Annotated in this window: 26 protein-coding genes; 14 read left to right on the plus strand and 12 right to left on the minus strand. The window is 65.4% G+C overall.

What is annotated here, in order from left to right:
* Positions 1–98 precede the first annotated feature (98 nt).
* From rplI to XnspCFBP7698_RS08525, 4 genes are all read right to left on the minus strand, one after another.
* Positions 99–548 carry a 50S ribosomal protein L9 gene (rplI, locus tag XnspCFBP7698_RS08510; RefSeq protein WP_039411457.1) on the minus strand — a complete coding sequence of 150 codons (450 nt, stop codon included), beginning with the start codon at positions 546–548 and terminating at the stop codon, positions 99–101.
* A 243-nt stretch (positions 549–791) separates the two neighbouring features.
* Positions 792–1,022: a 30S ribosomal protein S18 gene (gene rpsR, locus XnspCFBP7698_RS08515; protein ID WP_005991243.1), complete on the minus strand. Its 231-nt coding sequence runs from the start codon at positions 1,020–1,022 to the stop codon at positions 792–794.
* A gap of 11 nt (positions 1,023–1,033) precedes the next feature.
* A complete protein-coding gene (rpsF, locus tag XnspCFBP7698_RS08520) occupies positions 1,034–1,465 on the minus strand; it encodes a 30S ribosomal protein S6 (RefSeq protein WP_039411444.1) in 432 nt (143 codons plus the stop codon).
* A 329-nt stretch (positions 1,466–1,794) separates the two neighbouring features.
* A complete protein-coding gene (locus tag XnspCFBP7698_RS08525) occupies positions 1,795–2,133 on the minus strand; it encodes an iron-sulfur cluster assembly accessory protein (RefSeq protein ID WP_047696593.1) in 339 nt (112 codons plus the stop codon).
* A gap of 204 nt (positions 2,134–2,337) precedes the next feature.
* On the opposite strand from XnspCFBP7698_RS08525, the gene asnS reads away from it, so the two are divergent.
* The 5 genes from asnS to XnspCFBP7698_RS08550 are packed head-to-tail and all read left to right on the plus strand — an operon-like array spanning position 2,338 to position 5,256.
* Complete coding sequence (gene asnS / locus XnspCFBP7698_RS08530) at positions 2,338–3,732, plus strand: asparagine--tRNA ligase (RefSeq protein WP_104580064.1); 1,395 nt, start codon at positions 2,338–2,340, stop codon at positions 3,730–3,732.
* A gap of 1 nt (position 3,733) precedes the next feature.
* On the plus strand, positions 3,734–3,988 hold the full coding sequence (locus tag XnspCFBP7698_RS08535; RefSeq protein ID WP_123137376.1) for a hypothetical protein: 255 nt from the start codon (positions 3,734–3,736) through the stop codon (positions 3,986–3,988).
* The gene (locus XnspCFBP7698_RS08540) at positions 3,985–4,290 is read left to right on the plus strand and encodes a hypothetical protein (RefSeq protein WP_047696604.1); all 306 of its coding nucleotides are present in this window, start codon (positions 3,985–3,987) and stop codon (positions 4,288–4,290) included. The genes XnspCFBP7698_RS08535 and XnspCFBP7698_RS08540 overlap by 4 nt, the downstream gene beginning before the upstream one ends.
* On the plus strand, positions 4,287–4,619 hold the full coding sequence (locus XnspCFBP7698_RS08545) for a hypothetical protein (RefSeq protein ID WP_039411430.1): 333 nt from the start codon (positions 4,287–4,289) through the stop codon (positions 4,617–4,619). Before XnspCFBP7698_RS08540 ends, XnspCFBP7698_RS08545 begins: the two co-directional genes overlap by 4 nt.
* Position 4,620: 1 nt before the next feature.
* Entirely contained in the window at positions 4,621–5,256 is a 636-nt protein-coding gene (locus tag XnspCFBP7698_RS08550; protein ID WP_123137377.1) for an FMN-binding negative transcriptional regulator, read from the plus strand.
* Positions 5,257–5,553: 297 nt separating this feature from the next.
* Here the strand turns inward: XnspCFBP7698_RS08550 and XnspCFBP7698_RS08555 are convergent, their stop codons facing one another.
* From XnspCFBP7698_RS08555 to XnspCFBP7698_RS08570, 3 genes are all read right to left on the minus strand, one after another.
* Complete coding sequence (locus XnspCFBP7698_RS08555; RefSeq protein ID WP_123137378.1) at positions 5,554–6,267, minus strand: response regulator transcription factor; 714 nt, start codon at positions 6,265–6,267, stop codon at positions 5,554–5,556.
* A gap of 374 nt (positions 6,268–6,641) precedes the next feature.
* Entirely contained in the window at positions 6,642–7,511 is an 870-nt protein-coding gene (locus XnspCFBP7698_RS08565; protein ID WP_047696608.1) for a hypothetical protein, read from the minus strand.
* A 168-nt stretch (positions 7,512–7,679) separates the two neighbouring features.
* On the minus strand, positions 7,680–8,390 hold the full coding sequence (locus XnspCFBP7698_RS08570; RefSeq protein ID WP_123137379.1) for a hypothetical protein: 711 nt from the start codon (positions 8,388–8,390) through the stop codon (positions 7,680–7,682).
* A gap of 52 nt (positions 8,391–8,442) precedes the next feature.
* Here XnspCFBP7698_RS08570 and XnspCFBP7698_RS08575 point away from each other — a divergent pair, with 52 nt between their 5' ends.
* Entirely contained in the window at positions 8,443–8,631 is a 189-nt protein-coding gene (locus XnspCFBP7698_RS08575) for a hypothetical protein (protein ID WP_233548976.1), read from the plus strand.
* Positions 8,632–8,642: 11 nt separating this feature from the next.
* Here the strand turns inward: XnspCFBP7698_RS08575 and XnspCFBP7698_RS08580 are convergent, their stop codons facing one another.
* From XnspCFBP7698_RS08580 to XnspCFBP7698_RS08600, 5 genes are read right to left on the minus strand one after another with little or no spacing between them, the layout of a single operon-like run.
* On the minus strand, positions 8,643–9,116 hold the full coding sequence (locus XnspCFBP7698_RS08580) for a hypothetical protein (protein ID WP_123137380.1): 474 nt from the start codon (positions 9,114–9,116) through the stop codon (positions 8,643–8,645).
* A complete protein-coding gene (locus XnspCFBP7698_RS08585; protein WP_104580055.1) occupies positions 9,117–9,377 on the minus strand; it encodes a hypothetical protein in 261 nt (86 codons plus the stop codon).
* A gap of 47 nt (positions 9,378–9,424) precedes the next feature.
* Positions 9,425–10,045, minus strand: a complete 621-nt coding sequence (locus tag XnspCFBP7698_RS08590) for a DUF2589 domain-containing protein (protein WP_123137381.1) — start codon at positions 10,043–10,045, stop codon at positions 9,425–9,427.
* A 49-nt stretch (positions 10,046–10,094) separates the two neighbouring features.
* Entirely contained in the window at positions 10,095–10,625 is a 531-nt protein-coding gene (locus tag XnspCFBP7698_RS08595; protein ID WP_104580053.1) for a DUF2589 domain-containing protein, read from the minus strand.
* Positions 10,626–10,667: 42 nt separating this feature from the next.
* Entirely contained in the window at positions 10,668–11,204 is a 537-nt protein-coding gene (locus XnspCFBP7698_RS08600; protein ID WP_104580052.1) for a glycosyl hydrolase 108 family protein, read from the minus strand.
* Positions 11,205–11,359: 155 nt separating this feature from the next.
* Between XnspCFBP7698_RS08600 and can the strand changes: the two genes are divergently transcribed.
* The 8 genes from can to XnspCFBP7698_RS08640 all read left to right on the plus strand — a co-directional run bounded on the left by can (position 11,360) and on the right by XnspCFBP7698_RS08640 (position 21,141).
* Positions 11,360–12,022 (plus strand): carbonate dehydratase, encoded by a 663-nt coding sequence (can, locus tag XnspCFBP7698_RS08605; protein ID WP_039411402.1) that lies wholly within the window; start codon positions 11,360–11,362, stop codon positions 12,020–12,022.
* A gap of 209 nt (positions 12,023–12,231) precedes the next feature.
* A complete protein-coding gene (locus tag XnspCFBP7698_RS08610) occupies positions 12,232–12,762 on the plus strand; it encodes a 3-hydroxyanthranilate 3,4-dioxygenase (RefSeq protein ID WP_104580051.1) in 531 nt (176 codons plus the stop codon).
* Positions 12,763–13,047: 285 nt separating this feature from the next.
* Positions 13,048–15,177, plus strand: coding sequence for an FUSC family protein (locus XnspCFBP7698_RS08615; RefSeq protein WP_123137472.1), 2,130 nt, complete (start codon positions 13,048–13,050; stop codon positions 15,175–15,177).
* Positions 15,178–15,210: 33 nt separating this feature from the next.
* Entirely contained in the window at positions 15,211–16,485 is a 1,275-nt protein-coding gene (kynU, locus tag XnspCFBP7698_RS08620) for a kynureninase (RefSeq protein WP_104580049.1), read from the plus strand.
* Between the two features lie 171 nt (positions 16,486–16,656).
* On the plus strand, positions 16,657–18,024 hold the full coding sequence (locus XnspCFBP7698_RS08625; protein WP_104580048.1) for an NAD(P)/FAD-dependent oxidoreductase: 1,368 nt from the start codon (positions 16,657–16,659) through the stop codon (positions 18,022–18,024).
* A 309-nt stretch (positions 18,025–18,333) separates the two neighbouring features.
* Positions 18,334–19,779, plus strand: a complete 1,446-nt coding sequence (sbcB, locus tag XnspCFBP7698_RS08630) for an exodeoxyribonuclease I (RefSeq protein ID WP_104580047.1) — start codon at positions 18,334–18,336, stop codon at positions 19,777–19,779.
* The gene (locus XnspCFBP7698_RS08635) at positions 19,776–20,462 is read left to right on the plus strand and encodes a DUF2461 domain-containing protein (protein WP_039412460.1); all 687 of its coding nucleotides are present in this window, start codon (positions 19,776–19,778) and stop codon (positions 20,460–20,462) included. The genes sbcB and XnspCFBP7698_RS08635 overlap by 4 nt, the downstream gene beginning before the upstream one ends.
* Before the next feature lie 112 nt (positions 20,463–20,574).
* Complete coding sequence (locus XnspCFBP7698_RS08640) at positions 20,575–21,141, plus strand: DUF2939 domain-containing protein (protein WP_104580046.1); 567 nt, start codon at positions 20,575–20,577, stop codon at positions 21,139–21,141.
* Positions 21,142–21,274 lie beyond the last annotated feature (133 nt).

Genomic DNA, 21,274 nt, shown 5'->3' on the forward strand with positions numbered 1-21,274 from the left:
GGGGCATGAGTATAGCGGGCATGCCAGCGCTGGCGGCGGCGCCCCAAAAACAAAGGGCGCCTAACAAGGCGCCCTTCGGGTGACACTGACGGCCTGGATCAGGCGTCGGATTCGACGATGACCTTGACCGAGGTTTCCACATCGGCGTGCAGGTGCAGCACAACGTCGTATTCGCCGACATTGCGGAATGCGCCTTCGCCCAGGATCACTTCGCTCTTTTCCAGCGGCAGGCCGGCGGCGGTGAACGCCTCGGCGATGTCACGCGGGCCAACCGAGCCGTACAGCTTGCCTTCGGTCGACGCATGCGCGCCGATGGTGACGCTGGCGCCTTCGAACTTGGTGGCGCGGCTCTGTGCGTCGGCCAGGATGGTGTTGGCCTTGGCTTCGTACTCGGCGCGCTTGGTTTCAAACGCCTCGACGTTCGCAGCGGTAGCCGGAACGGCCTTGCCCTGCGGCACGAGGAAATTACGGCCGTAGCCCGGCTTGACGCTGACCTTGTCGCCCAGGTTGCCCAGGTTGGTCACTTTCTGCAGAAGAATCAGATCCATGGTGGTGCTCCGTTATTCGTTAGCGCCGGCCGGTGGGCGGGCGCAACGGGTGCTGTCCGAAAAGACGGGATTCGGGAATCGGGATTTGGGAATCGCAAGAGCACGATCAACACCGCATCTCGAATGACCGGCCTCTATATTTTTGATAACCCGCACATGGATGTGCGGGCTAGGGACTCACACAAAACACGTGTGGGTCTTGCGCAAGGAGCCGCATGACTGCGGACTCCTGCGCGGAACTGCTTAGACGTCGTGGTTGTCCGTGTACGGGATCAGCGCCAGGAAACGCGAGCGCTTGACGGCCGTGGCCAGCTGACGCTGGTACTTGGACTTGGTACCAGTCACGCGGCTCGGCACGATCTTGCCGTTCTCGGTGAGGTACTGGCGCAGGGTGTTGAGATCCTTGTAGTCGATCTCTTTGACGCCCTCGGCGGTGAACTTGCAGAACTTGCGACGACGGAAGAACTTGGACATGACAGCGCTCCTTAAGCGGCTTCGGCGTTGTCGCCGTCGGTATCGGTGGCAGCGGGGGCTTCGCCCTCTTCATCGTCACGACGACGACGCTCGCTACGCTCGGGCTTGTCGCCCTTCTCGTCCTTGCTCTTCATGATCAGCGACTGCTCGGTGTCCGGGCCATCGCGCTTGACGACCAGGTGACGCAGCACCGCATCGTTGAAGCGGAAGCTTTCCACCAGCTCGCTCAGCACGGCCTGGTCGACTTCGATGTTGAGCAGCACGTAGTGCGCCTTCACCAGGTTCTGGATCGGGTAGGCCAGCTGACGACGGCCCCAGTCTTCCAGACGGTGGATGGTGCCGTTACCACCCTCGATCAGCGACTTGTAGCGCTCGATCATGGCCGGGACCTGCTCGCTCTGGTCCGGATGGACCAGGAACACGACTTCGTAATGACGACTCATGTTGTTTTACCTTTCGGATGTGGCCACGTGGGCCGGACAGCTCCCCGGGAAGTCCGCGCAAGCGGCCGGTGGAGCAAGGGATCCCACCTGGAACCGGGCAGGAAGCAGGAAAGTATGGCAGTTCAGATGCTTAGCTGCAACCGGACCTCGCCGGCAGCTAGCTTCGGACGTGGCGTCCTTGCAGGCGCTAAAGCCCCTCTCCCCGCGGGAGAGGGGTGGGGTGAGAGTACGGGGCGAAGCCACTCGCGCCGTTCAACTGCATGAGGCTTCGCACGTACCCTCATCCGCCCCTTCGGGGCACCTTCTCCCGACGGGAGAAGGGAGATCAGTCAGCGGTGCTCGTCTGCGGTGGTAAAGCTCTCCCCACAACCGCACTCGGCGGTGGCATTGGGGTTGCTAAAGGTGAAGGTCTCGCTCAGCCCGTGCTTGCCGAAGTCGATACAGGTGCCATCGACCAGCGGCAGGCTGACCGGGTCAACGAAGATATGCACCCCGCCCTGCTCGAATACCGCGTCGTCATCGCGCTTCTCGCGCGCCAGGTCAGTGATGTGGCCCCAGCCGGAACAACCGGTCTTGGTCACGCCAAAGCGCAGGCCCAGCGCACCCGGGGTCTGCTGCACGAAACGCTGCACGCGCTCCAGCGCGGCGGGGGTGAGGCTGATGGCCATGGGGACACTCCAAAACAGTGGTGACAAGTATAGCGAGACCGCCACACCCCGGCGGCACGCTGAGCGATAGCGTCCGCAATACATGGGGGCAGCGCGCGCCTGCGACAAGCGCAGCATGGCGCAACGTGTTCAGGTGCTCGCGCCGGCGCGCCCGCAGCCAGTAAACTCGCAGGCCATTCAAGGTCGCTACGGCGAGGAAAAGTCATGACGGTGGTCAGCGTTGAACATGCGCTTGCGGGCAAGCTCCCCGAAGGCGGCGAAGTCACGGTACGGGGGTGGGTGCGCACCTTGCGCGGATCTGCCGGACTGGCCTTCATCAACGTGACCGACGGTTCGTGCTTCGCTCCGATCCAGGTGGTGGCCAACGACACCCTGCCCAATTTCGACGAGATCAAGCGCCTGACCAGTGGCTGCTCGCTGATTGCCAAGGGCGTGCTGGTGAAGTCGCAGGGCAAGGGGCAGTCGTTCGAGATCCAGGCCAGCGGCGTGGAGATCGTCGGCTGGGTCGAGGACCCGCTCACCTACCCCATCCAGCCCAAGCCGATGACGCCGGAGTTCCTGCGTGAAGTGGCGCACCTTCGCCCGCGCACCAACCTGTTCGGCGCGGTCACCCGCATCCGCAACTGCCTGGCGCAGGCGGTGCACCGGTTCTTCCATCAGAACGGCTTCAACTGGATCAGCACCCCGATCATCACCACCTCCGACGCCGAAGGTGCCGGGCAGATGTTCCGCGTTTCCACGCTGGACATGGTCAACCTGCCGCGCGATGCCGCCGGCAATGTGGATTTCAGCCGCGACTTCTTCGGCAAGGAAACCTTTCTCACCGTGTCCGGCCAGCTCAACGTGGAGGCGTACTGCCTGGCGCTGAGCAAGGTGTACACCTTCGGCCCGACCTTCCGCGCGGAGAACAGCCACACCACGCGTCATCTGGCCGAGTTCTGGATGATCGAGCCGGAAATCGCCTTCGCCGATCTGGCCGAGGACGCACGTCTGGCCGAGCAGTTCCTCAAGTACCTGTTCCGCGCGGTGCTGGACGAGCGTGGCGACGATCTGGCGTTCCTGGCCGAGCGCGTGGACAAGAACGCGATCAGCAAGCTGGAGGCCTTCATCAATGCGCCGTTCGAGCAGATCGACTACACCGATGCGGTGAAGCTGCTGCAGAACTCCGGCAAGAAGTTCGACTTCCCGGTGGAATGGGGCCTGGACCTGCAGACCGAGCACGAGCGCTGGCTCACCGAAGAACACATCGGCCGCCCGGTGGTGGTGACCAACTACCCCGAGCACATCAAGGCGTTTTACATGCGCCTGAACGACGACGGCAAGACCGTCGCGGCGATGGATGTGCTGGCGCCGGGCATCGGCGAGATCATCGGCGGCAGCCAGCGCGAGGAGCGCCTGGACGTGCTGGATGCGCGCATGGCGCAGTTCGGGCTGGATAAGGAGCACTACAGCTGGTACCGCGATTTCCGCCGCTATGGCTCGGTGCCGCATGCCGGCTTCGGCCTGGGGTTCGAGCGCCTGGTGGTCTACGTGTGCGGCTTGAGCAACATCCGCGACGCCATCGCCTATCCGCGCGCGCCGGGTAGCGCGGAGTTCTGAGGTGGGTCTGCTGGTGGCCTCCACGCTGCAATTGCTGGCCTTCCTGGTGGCATTGCTGAGTGCCGGCATTGCTGGGGTGCGTGGCCTGCGGCTGGCGCAGCTGGCGTCTGCTCACCCGAACCCAGGCGCGTGGTGGCAGGCCGATACGGCGCGCAAGGCTGTCGGCCATGCCGTGCGGCCGTTGTGGTGGACCATTGCTGCGCTGGTGGTCGGCGCAGCGCTTCCCAAACTCGCACTCCTGCTGGTGGCCACATGACGCTGTTCTTCGCACTGTGTTTCGTGGGTGTCGCCGTCGCGGGTTTGACGGCACTGCTGATTTTTTGGCCACTGACCCTGGTGCATATGCGCGACCGCCATCCCGAGGCATTGGCCAGCTTCGGCGACCCGGCCTTCATCAGCCCCGTGGCGTTGCGCTGGTTGCTGGCGCGCCGCTACCGCAGCCACCGCGACGGTGCCCTGTCCGGCCTGGCCACGCCCGCGTGGCTGTCGCTGCTGACCATCTTTTTCGGCCTGGGCATGGCAGCCCTGCTCGGGCTGCTTTCCAAGGTAATGCCATGACTATCGAGCTCGACGACCGCGACACCTCCACCGGCCACGACCAATGGTGGCTGGCTACCATTGGTCGCACCCTGATCTGGGCACGCCTGCGCATCAAGGATGCCGGCACCGCCGAGGTGCTGGACAGCGATGGCAAGACACTGGCCTACGACAGCGAAGACAGTGCACGCGCGGCGCTGTTCGATGCCGAGTTCGTCGCGCTGGACGGGCTGGACGAAGAAGACGCGCTGATCCGCGGTTTCTCGCTGCACGAGATCTCGCCACCGCAAGGCGACGACGATGCCGACCTGCGCGAACGCATGGTCATCAGCATGGGCGGCCGCGCCTGAGATGTACGCCCCGCGCGCGTTTGCACAGACCGATCTGGCACTGCTGGACTGGCTGCTGGCGCGCGACGCGTTCGTCACCCTGATCAGCCAGGACGAGGGCGGGCAACCGGCCATCTCGCACCTGCCGGTGCTGTACCGGCGCGATGGCGAGGACATCACCATCGAAGGTCATTGGGCACGCCCCAACCCGCAGGCGCGCGCACCTGGCGAGGCGGTGATCGTGGTGCACGGCCCGCACGCCTATGTGTCGCCCACCTGGTATCCAGACAAGGAAACCGCCGCGCGCGTACCGACCTGGAACTACGCGGTGGCGCATCTGCATGGGCATTGCAGCCGGGTGGACGACGAGCAGGCGCTGGGCGACCTGATCGGGCGCATGAGCGCGCACTTCGAACACCGCATCGGCAGCGACTGGCAGTTCGAAATGGCGCGCGACAGCCATCGCCGGCAATTGCGCGGTCTGGTGGGCTTCCGTTTCGTGCCCAGCCGTATCGAGCTCACCTTCAAGCTCAGCCAGAACCACCCTGCCGCCAATCATCGCAGTGTCAGCGAATTCCTTGCGCAGCAACCCAACCAAGCCTCGCAAGCGGTCGCAGCATTGATGCAGGCGGCCATGGACGCCAATACGACGCGCTGAGACGGCAGCGGTCGCACTCTCGAAGCCTGATCACCAGACGGTTGGGACGCGTCGGCCGTACCCTCGGGCGACGCCGGAATCGAGCTACCTGCGGGTCGTCGCACCACTACCTCACTGCGCCAGACATCGCCCCCACTCCACGCTCACAACCTGATCAGCATGCGCTAGCGCTGTACACGCTGCGGTGGCGGTGCATCGGCCACCGGGATGCTGATGTGCATAAGCCAGCGCCTAGCACGTGCGTACCTGCACCAGTGTCCATACGGCCGGTGTGCCGCTGTGCGTTGCTGGGATGCCTCAGCCGGCACGGCGCATGTGTTGCGCTACGCATGCATCGGGTGGCCCACCACTCCCGTCGATTGCTGCTTCGAGCGAAGAAAGGCCCTGCGCGATCGCATAACGGGTCAGCTGAGCGATGCTTTGGATATTGAGCTTCAACATGCAGTTTTCGCGATGCGTTCCCACCGTTTTCACGCTCAGGTGCAAGCGGGTAGCGATCTGCCTGGTGGACAGGCCCTCCGAATAGAGCTGCACGATCTCGCGCTCGCGTGAGGTCAGTCGGGTGTAGGCAGAATCGGCCCTGGCGGGTCGACGCAGCCCTGCGATCAGTGAACGCGACATCTGCGGGCTGATATAGGTCTGATCCTGGGTGACGCATTGAATCGCACGCAGCAATTCGGCGAAACGGCTGGTTCGCGCCAGATATGCTTTGGCGCCAGCTTCGAAGACTGCGCTGGCCTGCATACAGGCATCGGACGGAGCGATACAGATTGCCCGGCTACTGGGGCTGCGCTGCATCAAGCGCCGCGTCAGATCGATACCATTGAGGCCGGGGAGCAGGACATCCACCAGGACGATATCAGGCAGTTCTCTTGCGGCGATCTGAAGACATGCCAGCCCGTCTTCCGCATGCCCTACCACTTCGAATCCCGGAACCTTTTGCAGCAAAGCGACCATCCCTTCCACGAGGATGGTGCGATCGGCAGCAACGACGATACGTGTCTTCATCATACCCTCTGGTGCACGAATGGGGACCGCGATGTGCAGCGGCTTTCAAGCGGCGCGCTGCAGCGAATCGGCAGATGCTCGGCAGGAGCACTTGAGCGAGCTTGTCACACGCTCACCGCCGGGCCATCGGTCTTGAACTGATTTGGCGAGCATCGGATGCTGATATCGATAACGATGCCGACGTCGCTGAGACACCATGACGGGTGCACCTGCCTGAAGCGTGTTAGGCAATTTGCGCCGAAGCCGAAGCGAGCCATGCCGCACGACGCGAAAGTGTGCTGCCACCTGCTGCCCTGCAGACTCTGCCAAACCGCGCTTCTGCTGACGGCCGGCATAAAAAAAGCGCGCGCGCCTTACCGCATCTCACGAGCGAACGATTACGAATCGTCGGACATCATCTGCCTGGCAAGGCCGGTCAGTTGCTGGCGCACCTGATCCAGACGCGGGTCCGCCTGCATCTCGCGCTGCAGGTCCAGTAGACCTGCAGCAAGTTCGCCACGCGCGCGGATGCTTTCGGATTCGGCCGACGCACGCTGCGACTGGATGGCGGCAGCGGCTTGTTGGCCGGAATCGCCGCGCACGACCGTTTCCATGACCTCGACCATGCGTTGCAGCAGGCGGTACACCGCGCTTGCCGAGAAGCCGCCCATCATCGCCAGTGCGGGCTTTCCGAACGCGCCCAGGCTGCTTTCAGCGAAGAGATTCTCCGGCAGCAACTCCACCAGGATCAGGCCAGCGATCAGACCAAGGATCATGCGCGCCGCATAGGAGGAATCGAAGCGGGGATCGTATGTTGCGTCGGCAACGTAACGATGGGCTTGGAACAAGGCAGAAAACGCGGCACCGAGTCCGGCGCAGGCCAGGATGAACATCACATTCCAGCCCAGCGTACTCCCCGAGGAATCGAGGAAGCCCAGCGTGATGTTGTGCGCGTTCACAAGGCTGGACATCGCCAGCCCGACCACTGAGGCCAGACAACCGACCGAGGTCAAGGTCAAGGTGCGGATCAGCGGAATCGGCCCGAGCCAGCGCAGCCAGCCACCGCGTAGGCGCTCGCGCTCGATCAGCACAACCGCCTGCGGCGTTGCCGGCTGGATCGCACGCACCAGCTGCCGGTGCAGACCGGCCAATTCGCGCGCACCGGATTCGCCGTGCAAGGAGGCGCCAGGCATCACGCGCAGCTCTGCCAGCCGGCCGGGCAGATCGGGAGACATTGCCATCCCTTGCTTCAGTGCATAGGACACCATCGCCCGGCATTCAAGCTCCAGTTGTTCGAGTACGCTGCAAAATGCCGGCCCGCCGAATTCTGCCGGCGGGATGGGCTGGGCCACTGCGCGTCGCCGTAGGCCGGCGCGCTTGCTGGCTCGCTTCCACATAGATGACGTCCTTGCTGGCAGATACGCAGCTACGACACCTCAAGGCATCCGCTGGAACAGCGCCGTATCCCGCTGACCTTTCAACAGCAGTGCAAGCTCGGCGCTGCCATCAGCACGAACCTGCAGACTGGCCTGGGCATCACTGAGCTGACGGCAATAGCCCCTATCGTTGGCCATGACCCAGGCATTCAACACGCCTGCCGCACGTCCGGCATAGCGCAATTCCACTTGGCAATCGCGCGGGGCACCGTAACGCAGGCGACCGAGCACATCTCCCGGACGAACGGTGGTCGCCACGATTTCCAGCTGTGCAGACATCAGGCCCGCCGCGCGCCAGCGCCCGGCTTCGGCCAATCCGGCATTGCCTTGATCCAGGGCGACGACGAACGGCGAGGCGGTGCCAGACAACGTGAGCTGCATCCCAGGCGCGCCCCCATCGGCCACCTGGAGTTGGGCAAGACCGCCGGTCAGCGCCTCGCAAAACTTGCCGCCATTGCGCGACAGCAACGCGTAACCGTCCGGCTGCGCTCGTAACTCGAGCGCGCAATTGTAGGGAGGCCCGAATCGCAGATCCGCTACCTGGGTACCCTCGGCTCCAGCCGCGCGCGCACTCAGACGGACGTAGACGGGGCCTGCGCTGCCGCCGGTGGACAGGATGCCGCGCCAGTCACCCGCCGGAATCCCCTCAGCGGGAGCTGCCTGTGCTGCAGTCAGCGACAGACACAAGGCCAGTGCCGAGGTGATGCGCAAAATGTGATGTTGATGACGATGTTGACCAGACATGAAACAGCTCCGATAAGAAATTGGAAACGGTAGAAAGATCGATCACGCTGCCAATCAGCAGACCGAGCGCAGCGATGACCAGAACAACAACCAGGCAGATGATGAAGATGGATCGCGGCTTGCGCCGGGACTGCCGACAGAGATCTGCATGCAAGGTGGCCACATCAGTTCCCAGCCGCTCGGCGAGCGCGCGGGCATCGGCGTCTGACAGCAGCAACCTCACGGCACCACTCCGGAATCGGACGGTGGCACGTCCACGAACGGATGAAGCGTCCATTCCTTGAGCGCGACGCCATCGAACCAGAGCACGCCACGCGGACACTCGCTGCCCTGATAGCCTATTTTCAGTGTGTGACCTGACGTACGGCTGCGTGGCGCCGCAAGACGCAGCGCCAGTCCGGGAGCACCGTCGCTGTGCGTGACCGCCTCTATCTGCACTTCCAGCGTCAACGAAAACTCACTGATTTGCGATAGCCGCAGCGCGCGCAATTGGCAGACTGGAATGGACAGCATGGTTTCCATTTCGCCCTGCGCCGCTCTTTCATCATCCACGCAGCGAACCTGCATACCGCAGGCGGCCACCGCAGCGTCCACCAGTGCGGCGTGGCGCTGGTGGCAGCGCAGTTGCGCTCGTCGGACGGCCTTGTCGAGCAGCGCCACGAAGGCGTCCAAGGAATAGCTCGCGTGTGCCATCTACGACTCCGTCAGCCAGATCGGCTTGCGCTTGAACCCAACGTGGTAGCACAACCATTGCAGCACCACCTGGTGCTCGCCCAGCTGCAGGATATTGAAGCTCTTCTCGATCCCGAGAATCGCTCCCTTGGGCGCTTCGCTGAGGCAGCGATTGAGCAGTTGCTGCGCGGCCTCGACCTGCTCAGCGGTCTGCATCTTTGCCGGGTTGTCGCTGCCGACGACGATGCGCTTGATGTAGCTCACTTCTGAAAAATCGATCATCGGCAACGACTCGGGTGATAGACAGGTGTAGGACTCAGCAGCGCCGCTTACGGTACCTGCACAGGCGCTGAGACTTTGCGTGGCGCTGCGGCGGTCTGCAGGATGTCGAGCACGCGCGACAGCCCTTCAGGGGTACCGCGATCTTCGGCGTGCAATGCGACGTGATACTTGGCCGAGTTATCCGAAGAGCGCGTGTTTTCCTTGTGGCTGGACACCGATCCCTGCACGTTGACCTTGGCCTTGAACACGCCCCAGCCGACGCTTGCCTCCAGATCCACCTTGAGGCTCTTGTCTTCGGCTTCCTTTTCCGAGAACGAGGATTTGACTTCCATGTCAAAGGTCACGTCCACGGTCTGAATGCTCAGATTGGGAACATTGACCAAGGTCAGCAGCGGCACAACGATCTCGACTTCCTCCTCGGCCATCCCGACACCGCTGGGGTCTTCGACCGGGCGTTTGAACTTGAACTGCGCGGTCCGTGTGCCGCCATTTCCGTTGGGATCGGTAGCCGGGTCGGTCGGCGGCAGGAAACCGATGACCTTGATGAAGTCGGCGGTGGCGCGGGCCAGCATGACCTGCGCATCGCAGGCTGCACGTAACGGGGCGCCGATCAGGTCCGCCATCGGCAGGCCCTTGAATTGGTCGGACATATTGACAATATCGCTCATGGTGCTCTCCTGAAGAGTGATTATTTAGAAGAATCGACGACGGCGGGAATCAATCTCCCTTGACCGTCTTGAACACGCCTTGCGACTGCGCAAGGCGATTGATGAGACGTGCCACGCCTTCGGTCGGCTCGCTGCCTTCCACGCGCAACACGACATGTACTGCACTGTGCCGCGCACTTTTTGCGTTGGAGCCAAGGTCGATGCCGATCTGGCCGGGCAGCGCCGGCGGCTTGGGATGCCAGTCATCGACGGCGGCTGGAACCGCCAGCGACGCCGGCAACGCTGCTTCGTCCAGTCCGCTGAGCTCGCCGAGTTGCGCATCGAAGCTGATCTCGACGTCCTTGATACGCAGGACGTTGGACGACACCAGCGGCAACAGCGGTGCGCGATACAGGTCTTCGTCGTTCTCGCCCGCTTCCGGATGCTGCGACGGCAGGCGGATCAGAACGCTTCTGGGACGATTGTCCTCGTCGAAGAACGCGCCCAGATTGGCCATCTGGTGCTGTTCGATCCGGTCCTGGGCGTCGATGACCGCCCCGGCCAGCGCTTCGATCAGATCATTGAGGGAGATTTGCGCCATGTTGGGCTCGTTGGTCGGAGATGTCGCTGGGCCGGTACTGGCTCAGACCGCGTCGGGAAAGCTATCCACGCGTGCCAGCCATCCCTTGAGGAACCTGCCAAGCGCAGGTCGCGCGGCGACCAGTCGCTGGTAGTAGTCCCTGCGGCCGGCCTTGTAGCGTGCATAGAGGTCCTGCTGGTTGCTGGATGCCAGTGCGGCGAAAGTCGCCGGTCCCATCCGCCCGTCCGCCACCAGCGCGCCGCCGGTCTGCGCATTGAGCACGGTCTGCAGCAGCTTGATCGCGTTGCCGCCGGCGTTGACATAGAAATCGAACAGGATGTTGGCCAGTGGCTGCAGTGCGATCTGGTCGGCGCGCAGCCGGTCCCAGTACTGCGCCTTGTAAATGACCCCGGCCTGGGCATCCGTCAGGGCACGCAGGTTCGCCAGGCTTGGCTCCACGCCCAGCAGGTTCTGGGCGCAGGCCTTGAAGGTCAGCAGCGTGATGCCTTTGTTGGTGGCCCCACCCGGATCGGCGGGATCGTTGACGAAGCCGCCTTCGTGCTTGAGCAGGGTCGGAAAAAACACGTTGAAGTCAGCCATCGGCGCCACCTGTCGAATTGATCGGTGGCGCCAGTTTCCGCATCGGTGCAATAGCCGGACATCGGCCGTTCACCGATACTACGGTGCCTGAAAGCTGATTCATTCCGGGTCCCGGCAGGGGCCACCAAGACCGCGTTTTCTGGAATACTGCCCCCATGAACGAGCTCAACCATCTGCTAGACAACAACCGTGCCTGGTCCGAGCGTATCCGCCGCGAAGACCCGGAATTCTTTTCCAAACTGTCCACCCAGCAGACGCCCGAATACCTGTGGATCGGCTGCTCTGACTCGCGCGTGCCGGCCAACCAGATCATCGACATGGCGCCGGGCGAGGTGTTCGTCCATCGCAACATCGCCAACGTGGTGGTGCATACCGATTTGAACTGCCTGTCGGTGATCCAGTTCGCGGTGGACGTGCTCAAGGTCAAGCACATCCTGGTGGTGGGCCACTATGGTTGCGGTGGCGTGTTTGCCAGCCTCACCCAGAAGCGCATGGGCCTGGTGGACAACTGGATCCGTCACGTCACCGATGTGGCCGACAAGCACGAGGCCTGCCTGCACGATGCCGGTGATCTGCCGGTGCAGCATGCGCGCCTGTGCGAGCTCAACGTGCTGGAACAGGTGGTCAATGTCTGCCGCACCACCATCGTGCGCGATGCCTGGGAACGCGGCCAGGCACTGTGCGTGCATGGTTGGGTGTACAGCCTGCGCGATGGGCATGCGCACGACCTGGGCATGTCCATCGACCGCCCGGAGCTGCTGCAGGAGCGGTACGACGCTGCGCTGGCGCAGATCCAGGCCGATCACGAAGAACGCTGAGGCCCAACCGGACGCGTTCACGGCGACGCAAGGAGCAGACGTCGCACGCGTCCGGACAAGGCGTCCGGAACCGGCACGGCCTCAGTGGTACGTGCCGGCTCTGCGCAGTGGCAGCGGGGACGTCGCCTTCGCGATCGCGCCAGCCACCGCGTCACCCAACGGCGCCATGGGTTGGCTATGCTGGACGTCTTCTTTGTCGAGGAACGTCGATGCTGGTCCCGCCGATCAACCTGCATGCCTGGATCGAGCAACACCGCCACCTGCTCAAGCCGCCGGTCGGCAACAAGTGCATCCAGCAGGACGGCTTCATCATCATGATCGTCGGCGGGCCGAACGCGCGCACCGACTATCACTACGACGAAGGCCCGGAGTGGTTCTTCCAGCTCGAAGGCGAGATGGTGCTGAAGGTGCAGGACGAGGGCGTCCAACGCGACATCCCGATCCGCGCCGGCGAAATCTTTCTGCTGCCGCCGAAGGTGCCGCATTCGCCGCAACGTGCCGCCGGCTCGATCGGCCTGGTCATCGAACGCGAGCGCCTGCCGCACGAACATGACGGCCTGCAGTGGTATTGCCCGCAGTGCAATCACAAGCTCTACGAGGCGATGTTTCCGTTGGGCAACATCGAAACCGATTTTCCGCCGGTATTCGATCATTTCTATCGCTCGTTGGCCTTGCGCACCTGCACCCAGTGCGGGCACCTGCACCCTGCGCCCGAGCGCTATGCCGCAGTCGAGGTCTGAGGGGACGATGGCATGCCATTGCGGCGAGCACGTGTAATGCGATGCGGTTGATTGCCTGTGCAAGGTTTGCTGTTGCCGGGGCACTCGGCGTTGCCTGCGCATACCGCAATGATGCTGCAGCGCTGCGACGCGATGGGCGCGGCCGGCAGGTTCTTCCTGGCCGCTGCCTGACAGGAGAACTGCCATGACCTACCCGATCCGGCGCAGCGCGTTTTGCGCGCGGCCGTATGCACGCAGCGATCGCGCGAAAGCGATGCACCGGGCCGCTGCACGGAAACAGCCACCATGCTGCGCACCCTGATCGACCTCAAGCCGCGCGATGTGCCGCTGCGCGTGGCCCTGCGCAACACCGCCGCGGTGGTGCTGCCGCTGGCGATCGGCGTGGCCACCGGGCATGTCGCGGCCGGGCTGGCCGTGTGCAGCGGCGCGCTCAACACCATGTTCTCCGACCAGCCCGGCCCCTACCGCGCGCGCCTGCAGCGCATGCTGATGGCGGCACTGGCGGCCGGCCTGGCGGCCTTGCTGGGCGTGTGGGTCGGTCACAACACGCCGGCGCTGGTGCTGGCCGGTCTGTTGCTCGGCCTGGGCGGTGGCCTGCTGGTGGCGCTTGGCCCGGTGGCGGCACGGGTGGGCCTGACCAGCATGATCCTGTTGGTGGTCAGCGCGGATATGCGCCTGCCTGCCGCGCAAGCGCCGGGCGTGGCGGCGCTGATCTTTGCCGGCGGCCTGTTGCAGGTGTTGCTGGCGCTGGCGGCCTGGCCGCTGCAACGCTACCGCCCGGAGCGGTTCGCGCTGGCCGAGCTGATGCGCCAGCTGGCCGGCATTGCCCGCCAGCGCCCGGAAGCCAGCGCTGCACCGCCGGCCACGCAGGAAGTGTTGGATGCGATGGTGATGCTGCATGGCGAACATCGTTCGCGTGCGATTGCCGTGCAGAGTTTTCGCATCATCGCCGAGCTGTGCGAGCGCGTGCGGCTGGAGCTGCTGTCGCTGGCCGATGCCGACACCCGCCTGACCGAATCGCAGGCACGCCCGGCCATCGAGCGGGTGCTCGAACGCAGTGCGATCGTGCTGGAACAGCTGGCCCACGCGATGACGGTGGGCGAAGACCCGGTGGCGGCCAACGCATCGATGACCGGCTTCGACGACCTGATCGCTGCACTGGCGCAGGTGCAACACGACAACGCCGATACCCGCGAGCGCCGGCTGGTGCGCGTGGCGGTCGCCCGCGCGCAGGGCCTGGGCGGCCAGTTGCGCGCGCTGATCCGCAATGCCCACTGGGCCAGCAGCCGTGGCGAGATCCAGGCGCAACTGGCCGAAGCACGCCTGCCGGCAGCGCTGCGTCCGGCCGCCACCTGGGCCACCCTGCGCGCAAACCTGGATCTGTCGTCGGTGGCGTGTCGGCACGCGCTGCGCTGTGGCGTGTGCCTGGCCCTGGCGATCGCGTTCCAGCGCTGGCAGCAGATCCCGCATGGGTTCTGGATTCCGATGACCACCGCCATCGTGCTGAAGCCGGATTTCGGCGGCACCTTCAGCTTTGGCGCGCTGCGCGTGGCGGGCACCTTCGTCGGCCTGTTAGTCGCCACGCTGCTTGCCCATCTGGCGATGGATGGCGCCAGCGTCCGCATGGCCTTGCTGGCGCTGTTCTGCCTGGGCTTTCGCTTGTTGACCCAGGTGAATTACGGCATCGGCGTGGCCTTCCTCACCGGCATGCTGGTGCTGCTGCTGTCGTTCGAAGGGGTGACGCCGGGCGAGGCGGTCGTTGCACGTTTGCAGGCCACCGTGGCCGGCAGTGCGCTGGCCCTGGTCGCCTATGCGCTGTGGCCCACGCGCGAGCGTCGGCATATCCGCAGTTCACTGGCTCACCTGCTCACTGCCTACCGCGAGCATCTGCGCAACCTGCTGCTGGGCCGGATGGACCACCTGGGCGACAGCCGCGCCGCCGCGCGCGTGGCACGTACCAATGCGCAGGCCTCGATCGAGCGGCTGCGTGGGGAGCCACGCAGCCGCCGCAACCTGCAGGAACTCAAGCTTGCCGAATCGCTGCTGGCCAACGGCAACCGGCTGATCCGCGCCACCTTGCTGCTGGAGGCAGTGCTGCGCGATGGCCACCAGTTGCCGGCGCTGGACGCGTTGCCCGCCTTTGCCGACCACGCCGACCAGGCGCTGGCGGAATTGATCGACTGCCTGGTCAACGGCGGCACGCCGGCCGCGGCCACCTTGCGCAGCGCCGAGCGCAAGCTTTCCGATGCGCTGGCCGCGTTGCCGGACGGCACGCCCGGCATCGCCGCGCTTGCCGACACCATCGACCGCGTCACCGACAGCATCGGCACCCTCACCCACCTGCTGCGACCTGCCCGACCGGCCCCGGCCGAGACAGCGGGCGTGCATGACGGCGCGCGCGGTGCCGGCGGGTAAACTGCCGCATCGTTCCAGAGCGTTGCATGCCCGATGACCACCGACCCGCTGTCCCGTTCCCACGCTGCGGCACTGGACGCCGCCGACCCGCTGCGCAACCTGCGCGAGGCGTTCGTGTTTCCGCAGCACCACGGCCAGGACCAGACCTACTTCGTCGGCAATTCGCTGGGCCTGCAACCGCGACAGGCCCGCGCAATGGTCAGCGAGGTACTCGATCAGTGGGGCGCGCTTGCCGTGGAAGGCCACTTCACCGGCCCCACCCAATGGCTCACCTATCACCAGCTGGTGCGCGACGGCCTGGCGCGCGTGGTCGGCGCGCTGCCCGGCGAAGTGGTGGCGATGAACACCCTCAGCGTCAACCTGCATCTGATGATGGCCAGCTTCTATCGCCCCACGCCCGAGCGTGGCGCGATCCTGATCGAAGCCGGTGCGTTCCCGTCCGACCGCCACGCAGTGGAGTCGCAACTGCACCTGCATGGGCTGGACCCGGCCACGCAGCTGATCGAGGTGGAGGCCGACGAACCCAATGGCACGGTGTCGATGGTGGCCATTGCCGCGGCGATCGCGCAGCACGGCCCGCGGCTGGCGCTGGTGCTGTGGCCGGGCATCCAGTACCGCACCGGGCAGGCGTTCGATCTGGGCGAGATCGCGCGGCTGGCGCGGGCGCAGGGCGCGGCGGTGGGTTTCGATCTGGCGCATGCGGTGGGCAATATCCCGCTCACCCTGCACGACGATGGCGTCGATTTCGCGGTGTGGTGCCACTACAAATATCTCAATGCTGGGCCGGGCGCGGTGGGTGGGTGCTTCGTGCATGCGCGCCACGCCACCAGCGACCTGCCGCGCATGGCCGGTTGGTGGGGACACGAGCAGCAGACCCGTTTCCGCATGGATCCGCAGTTCGTGCCTGCGCCGGGCGCCGAAGGCTGGCAGCTGAGCAATCCGCCGGTACTGGCGCTGGCGCCGCTGCGTGCATCGCTGGACCTGTTCGACCAGGCCGGCATGGCCGCGCTCCGCGCCAAATCCGAGCAGCTCACCGGCCATCTGGAACAGCTGATCCACGCGCGCTTGGCGCAGGTGCTGCAGATCGTCACCCCCGCGCACGCTGCGCAGCGCGGCTGCCAGCTGTCGCTGCGGGTGAAAGGCGGCCGCGCGCAGGGGCGTGCGCTATTCGAGCATCTGCATGCCGCCGGCGTGCTGGGCGACTGGCGCGAACCGGACGTGATCCGCATTGCGCCGGTGCCGCTGTACAACCGCTTCGTCGACCTGCACACCTTCGTGGAACAGGTGGAAACCTGGGCCGCCGCCTGAGCGCAACACGCTGACTGCAAGGTCACCGGGCCTGGGGGCCGCGACGCGGAGCCGGCAGCGGCCCACGTACACTCCCAGCCCGCCCACGGCTGATGCCCGGGCGGCCGCCCTTGCCAGTCGCTGTCTCCCCCTCTTCGCCGGCGCTGCGTCCGGCCGCCGCCGGATATTGCATTGAGCCCAGTCTCCCCCCGCTCCCTGACCCTGATCGGCGCCGGCCTGGCCGGTTGCCTGCTGGCCATCCTGCTGTCGCGCCGCGGCTGGCAGGTCACCGTCTACGAACGCCGCGGCGATCCGCGCATCAAGGGCTACGAGTCCGGCCGCTCGATCAACCTGGCCCTGGCCGAACGCGGCCGCCACGCACTGCGCCAGGCCGGCGCAGAAGACGCGGTGATGGCCAAGGCGGTGATGATGCGCGGGCGCATGGTGCACCCGGTCAACGGGGAACCGCAGCTGCAGCGCTATGGCCGCGACGACAGCGAAGTGATCTGGTCGATCCATCGCGCCGCCTTGAACGTGGCCTTGCTGGATCTGGCCGAACAGGCCGGCGCCACCGTGCACTTCTACCGTCGCCTGCACACGGTCGATTTCGATGCCGGGTACGCGCGCTTCATCGACGACCGCGACGATCAGCCGCACGAGATCCACTTCCAGAGCCTGATCGGCAGCGATGGCGCCGGCTCGGCGCTGCGCGCGGCCATGCAGCGCAAATCGCCGTTGGGCGAGCGCATCGAGTTCCTGGATCACTCCTACAAGGAGCTGGAAATCCCGCCACTGCCCGGCGGCGGCTTCCGCATCGAGCGCAACGCACTGCACATCTGGCCGCGCGGGCGCTACATGTGCATTGCGCTGCCCAACGACGGCGGCACCTTCACCGTGACCTTGTTTTTGCCCAACGCCGGCGAGCCCAGCTTTGCCACCACCCGCACCGGCGAAGAAGCGCATGCGCTGTTTGCGCGCGACTTCCCGGACGCCTTGCCGCTGATTCCACAGCTCCAGGAGCACTGGGAAGAACATCCGCCCGGCCTGCTCGGTACCCTGACCCTGGACCGCTGGCATCTGGACAACCGCGCCTTGCTGATCGGCGATGCCGCACATGCGATGGTGCCGTTCCACGGCCAGGGCATGAACTGTGCGTTCGAAGACTGCGTGGCGCTGGCCGAACAGATGGACGCGCACGACGACATCGGCAGCGCATTTGCCGCCTTCGAGTCCGCACGCCGCGACGATGCCGCGGCAATCCAGCAAATGGCGCTGGACAACTATCTGGAGATGCGCGACCGCGTGGGCGATGCGCAGTTCCTGCTGCAGCGCGAACTCGAACAGCAATTGCAGGCGCGCTGGCCCACCCGCTTCGTGCCGCACTACACCATGGTGACCTTCCTGCGCACGCGCTACTCGATCGCACTGGCGCGCAGCGAGATCCAGCGCGAGATCCTGGTCGAAGCCACGCGCGGTCACAGCGATCTGTCGCGCATCGACTGGGCTGCGCTGGAAACCAGCGTGCACGCGCGCCTGGAGCCGCTGGAGGGCGCGCACTGACGTCTGCGACGGCAGTGGCCCACGGCATCACTGCCTGCGCTGCAGGCCATGCCGTGGCGTCATCCGGGTCTTGGCTAATCTCTCCGGCGTCGCTGTCGGCAGCTGCGAGACAGCTGCAGCTGCCCTGCGCGCGCCAGTCGGCTAGTCGAAGCAGATCGCCGGCCCACCGCGCCACTGCACGCGCGCACCACTCACGTGCGCCAACCCGCCGCACAGCCGCGCCTCAGCGTGCCAGTGCTGCGATGGGGGATACTAGGCGGCACCGGCAGCGCGTACGCCGTGCGCTGCGCATCTGGATCTTGCACCCGCATGCCTGACAGCTTTCTCTTCTACGACCTGGAAACCTTCGGCCAGGACCCGCGCCGCACCCGCATCGCGCAGTTCGCGGCGGTGCGCACCGATGCGCAGCTGCGGGTGATCGAAGAACCGATCAGCTTCTTCGTGAAACCGGCCGACGATCTGCTGCCCTCCCCGTACGCCACCATGGTCACCGGCATCACCCCGCAGCATGCGTTGCGCGAGGGCGTGAGCGAAGCCGAGGCATTTGCACGCATCGCCGAGCAGATGAGCCGGCCGCAGACCTGCACGCTGGGCTACAACTCGATCCGCTTCGACGACGAGTTCGTGCGCTGTGGCCTGTTCCGCAATTTCTACGATCCCTATGAGCGGGAATGGCGCGGCGGCAATTCGCGGTGGGATCTGCTCGACGTGCTGCGCCTGGTGCACGCACTGCGCCCGGATGGCATCGCCTGGCCGCAGCGCGAAGATGGCGCCACTTCGTTCAAGCTGGAGCATCTGGCCGACGCGAACGCCGTGCGCGAAGGGGATGCGCACGAAGCACTGTCCGACGTGTACGCCACCATCGGCATGGCGCGCAAATTTCAGCAGCATCAGCCCAAGCTGTGGGACTACGCCTTGCGCCTGCGCGACAAGCGCTTTGCCGCCACCCTGCTCGACGTGATTGCGATGGAGCCGGTGCTGCATGTATCGCAGCGCTACCCGGCCTCGCGCCTGTGCGCCGCCGCAGTGTTGCCGCTGACGCGGCATCCGCGCATCGACAGCCGGGTGATCGTGTTCGATCTGGACGGCGACCCGGAGGTGCTGCTACGCCTGAGCCCCGACGAGATTGCCGACCGGCTGTATATCCGCGCCGCGGATCTGCCCGAGGGCGAGCAACGCATTCCGCTGAAAGAAGTGCATCTAAACAAATCGCCGGCACTGGTGTCCTGGCAGCACCTGCGCGCAGCGGACTTCCAGCGCCTGGGCGTGGACCGCGACGTGGTCATGGCCAAGGCCGCACGGCTGCGCGAGCTGGGGCCCGCGCTCGCCGAAAAGGTACGCCAGGTCTACGGCAATGAGCGCGCCGCTGCCGCAGCGGTCAACGATGCCGACGCCTCGCTCTACGACGGCTTTCTGGCCGAGGGCGACAAGCGCTTGCTGGCCCAGGTGCGCGCCAGTGCGCCCGACGAGCTGGGCACCCTGGAAGCGCGTTTCCGCGATCCACGCCTGGTCGAGCTGCTGTTCCGCTACCGCGCGCGCAACTGGCCGCAGACGTTGTCGCCCGAAGAGCACGACCGCTGGAACGTGTACCGTCGCCAGCGCCTGCTGGAAGACCGCGGGTTGGGCGAAGTCACCCTGGAGCAGTTTTACGCGCAGATTGCGGATTTACGGCTCGCTCACCCCGACGATGCTACCAAGCAAGCCCTACTCGACCAGCTCGCCGCCTGGGGTTCGGACCTCCAACGCACGCTATGACCACCTACTTTTCCGACGCCAGCTTCAAATTCCTGCGTGCCCTGGCCCGCCACAACGACAAGACCTGGTTCAACGACCATCGGCACCAGTACGAAGCGCATGTGCGCCAGCCGTTCCTGCAGCTGATCACCGACCTGCAGCCGGCGTTGGCGCAAGTCAGCGAGCACTATCGCGCCGATCCCAAGACCCAGGGCGGCTCGCTGTTTCGCATCTATCGCGATGCGCGTTTTTCCAACGACAAATCGCCGTACAAGAACTGGCAGGGCGCGCGCCTGTTTCATGAGCGCCGCCGCCAGGTTCCCGCGCCGTCGTTCTACATCCACCTGCAGCCGGGCGAGAGTTTCGTCGGTGCGGGGCTGTGGCACCCGGAGCCGGACACGCAACGCAAGCTGCGCCAGTTCATCTTCGAAAACCCCGGCAGCTGGAAAGCCGCCGCGTACGCACCCAAGCTGCGTCGCAAGTTTGCGTTGGACGACAGTGAAAAACTGGTCCGTGCACCGCGCGGTTTTCCAGCCGATTTCGAGTTCATCGACGATCTCAAGCATCGCAACTGGGCGTATCTGCGCCACCTGGACGATGCGCTGATGACCGGGCCGCGCCTGCGTCAGACCATCGAGGCCGATCTGGTGACATTGGCGCCGTTTGTCGATTACCTGTGCGCCGCGCTGGATCTGGAATTTTGACAGCGCACGCAGCGCCACCGCTGGGTGATGCGCTGCAGTCGATCAGCGCGTGCCGACCATTTGCCGCAGAGTGCAGGCAACCACCGCCGTCCCTGGCAACGGAGTGCGAACGATGAAAAAACGCTGGTGGTTATTGCCCTTGCTGATCGTCGCCTTGCTGGCCGGCTACGTGGTGGCAGGGCCGTACCTGGCCATCCGCGGCATCAGTCAGGCGGTCGCCGACCGCGATGCCGGGCAGCTGGATCGCCATGTCGATTTCCCCAGCCTGCGCGTCAACCTCAAGGCGCAACTGGACGATTACCTGATCCGCCAGGCCGGCAGCAGCGCGCAGTCGAGCCTGTTGGGCGGTGTTGCGCTGCGGTTGGCCAGCGGCATCAGCGGCGCTGGCGTGGATACCTTGATCACGCCCTTGGGTATCGGTGCGCTGCTGCAGGGCCACAGCGTGTGGAACCGCGTCATCGGCGACACCGTCAGCGCCGACACCTATGCCGCGCCGTCTCCTGCCCGCCCGCTGCAGGGCGCGACGCAACGCTTCGAATCCACCCGTCGCTTCACCGCCACCACGTACACCGCCACCGGCGCACCGGTGGTGTTCGTGCTCACCCGCCAGGGCCTGCGCTGGCGGCTGACCGACATCCAGCTACCGCTCGGCGACCAAGACGGTTCGCCCGCGCCATAGGTGTTGCGTACGAATGCGGACGACCGGGCGCGCGAGCAAGCGCTGGTCGACACGCTGCACCGATGGTCTGCAACATCGTGCATGCAGTTAGCGGACGCGTGCCGCGTGGCTGCCGCCATCCCCGCTTGGCGCA

The sequence above is a fragment of the Xanthomonas sp. CFBP 7698 genome, from assembly GCF_003600855.1.
Taxonomy (GTDB): domain Bacteria; phylum Pseudomonadota; class Gammaproteobacteria; order Xanthomonadales; family Xanthomonadaceae; genus Xanthomonas; species Xanthomonas cannabis.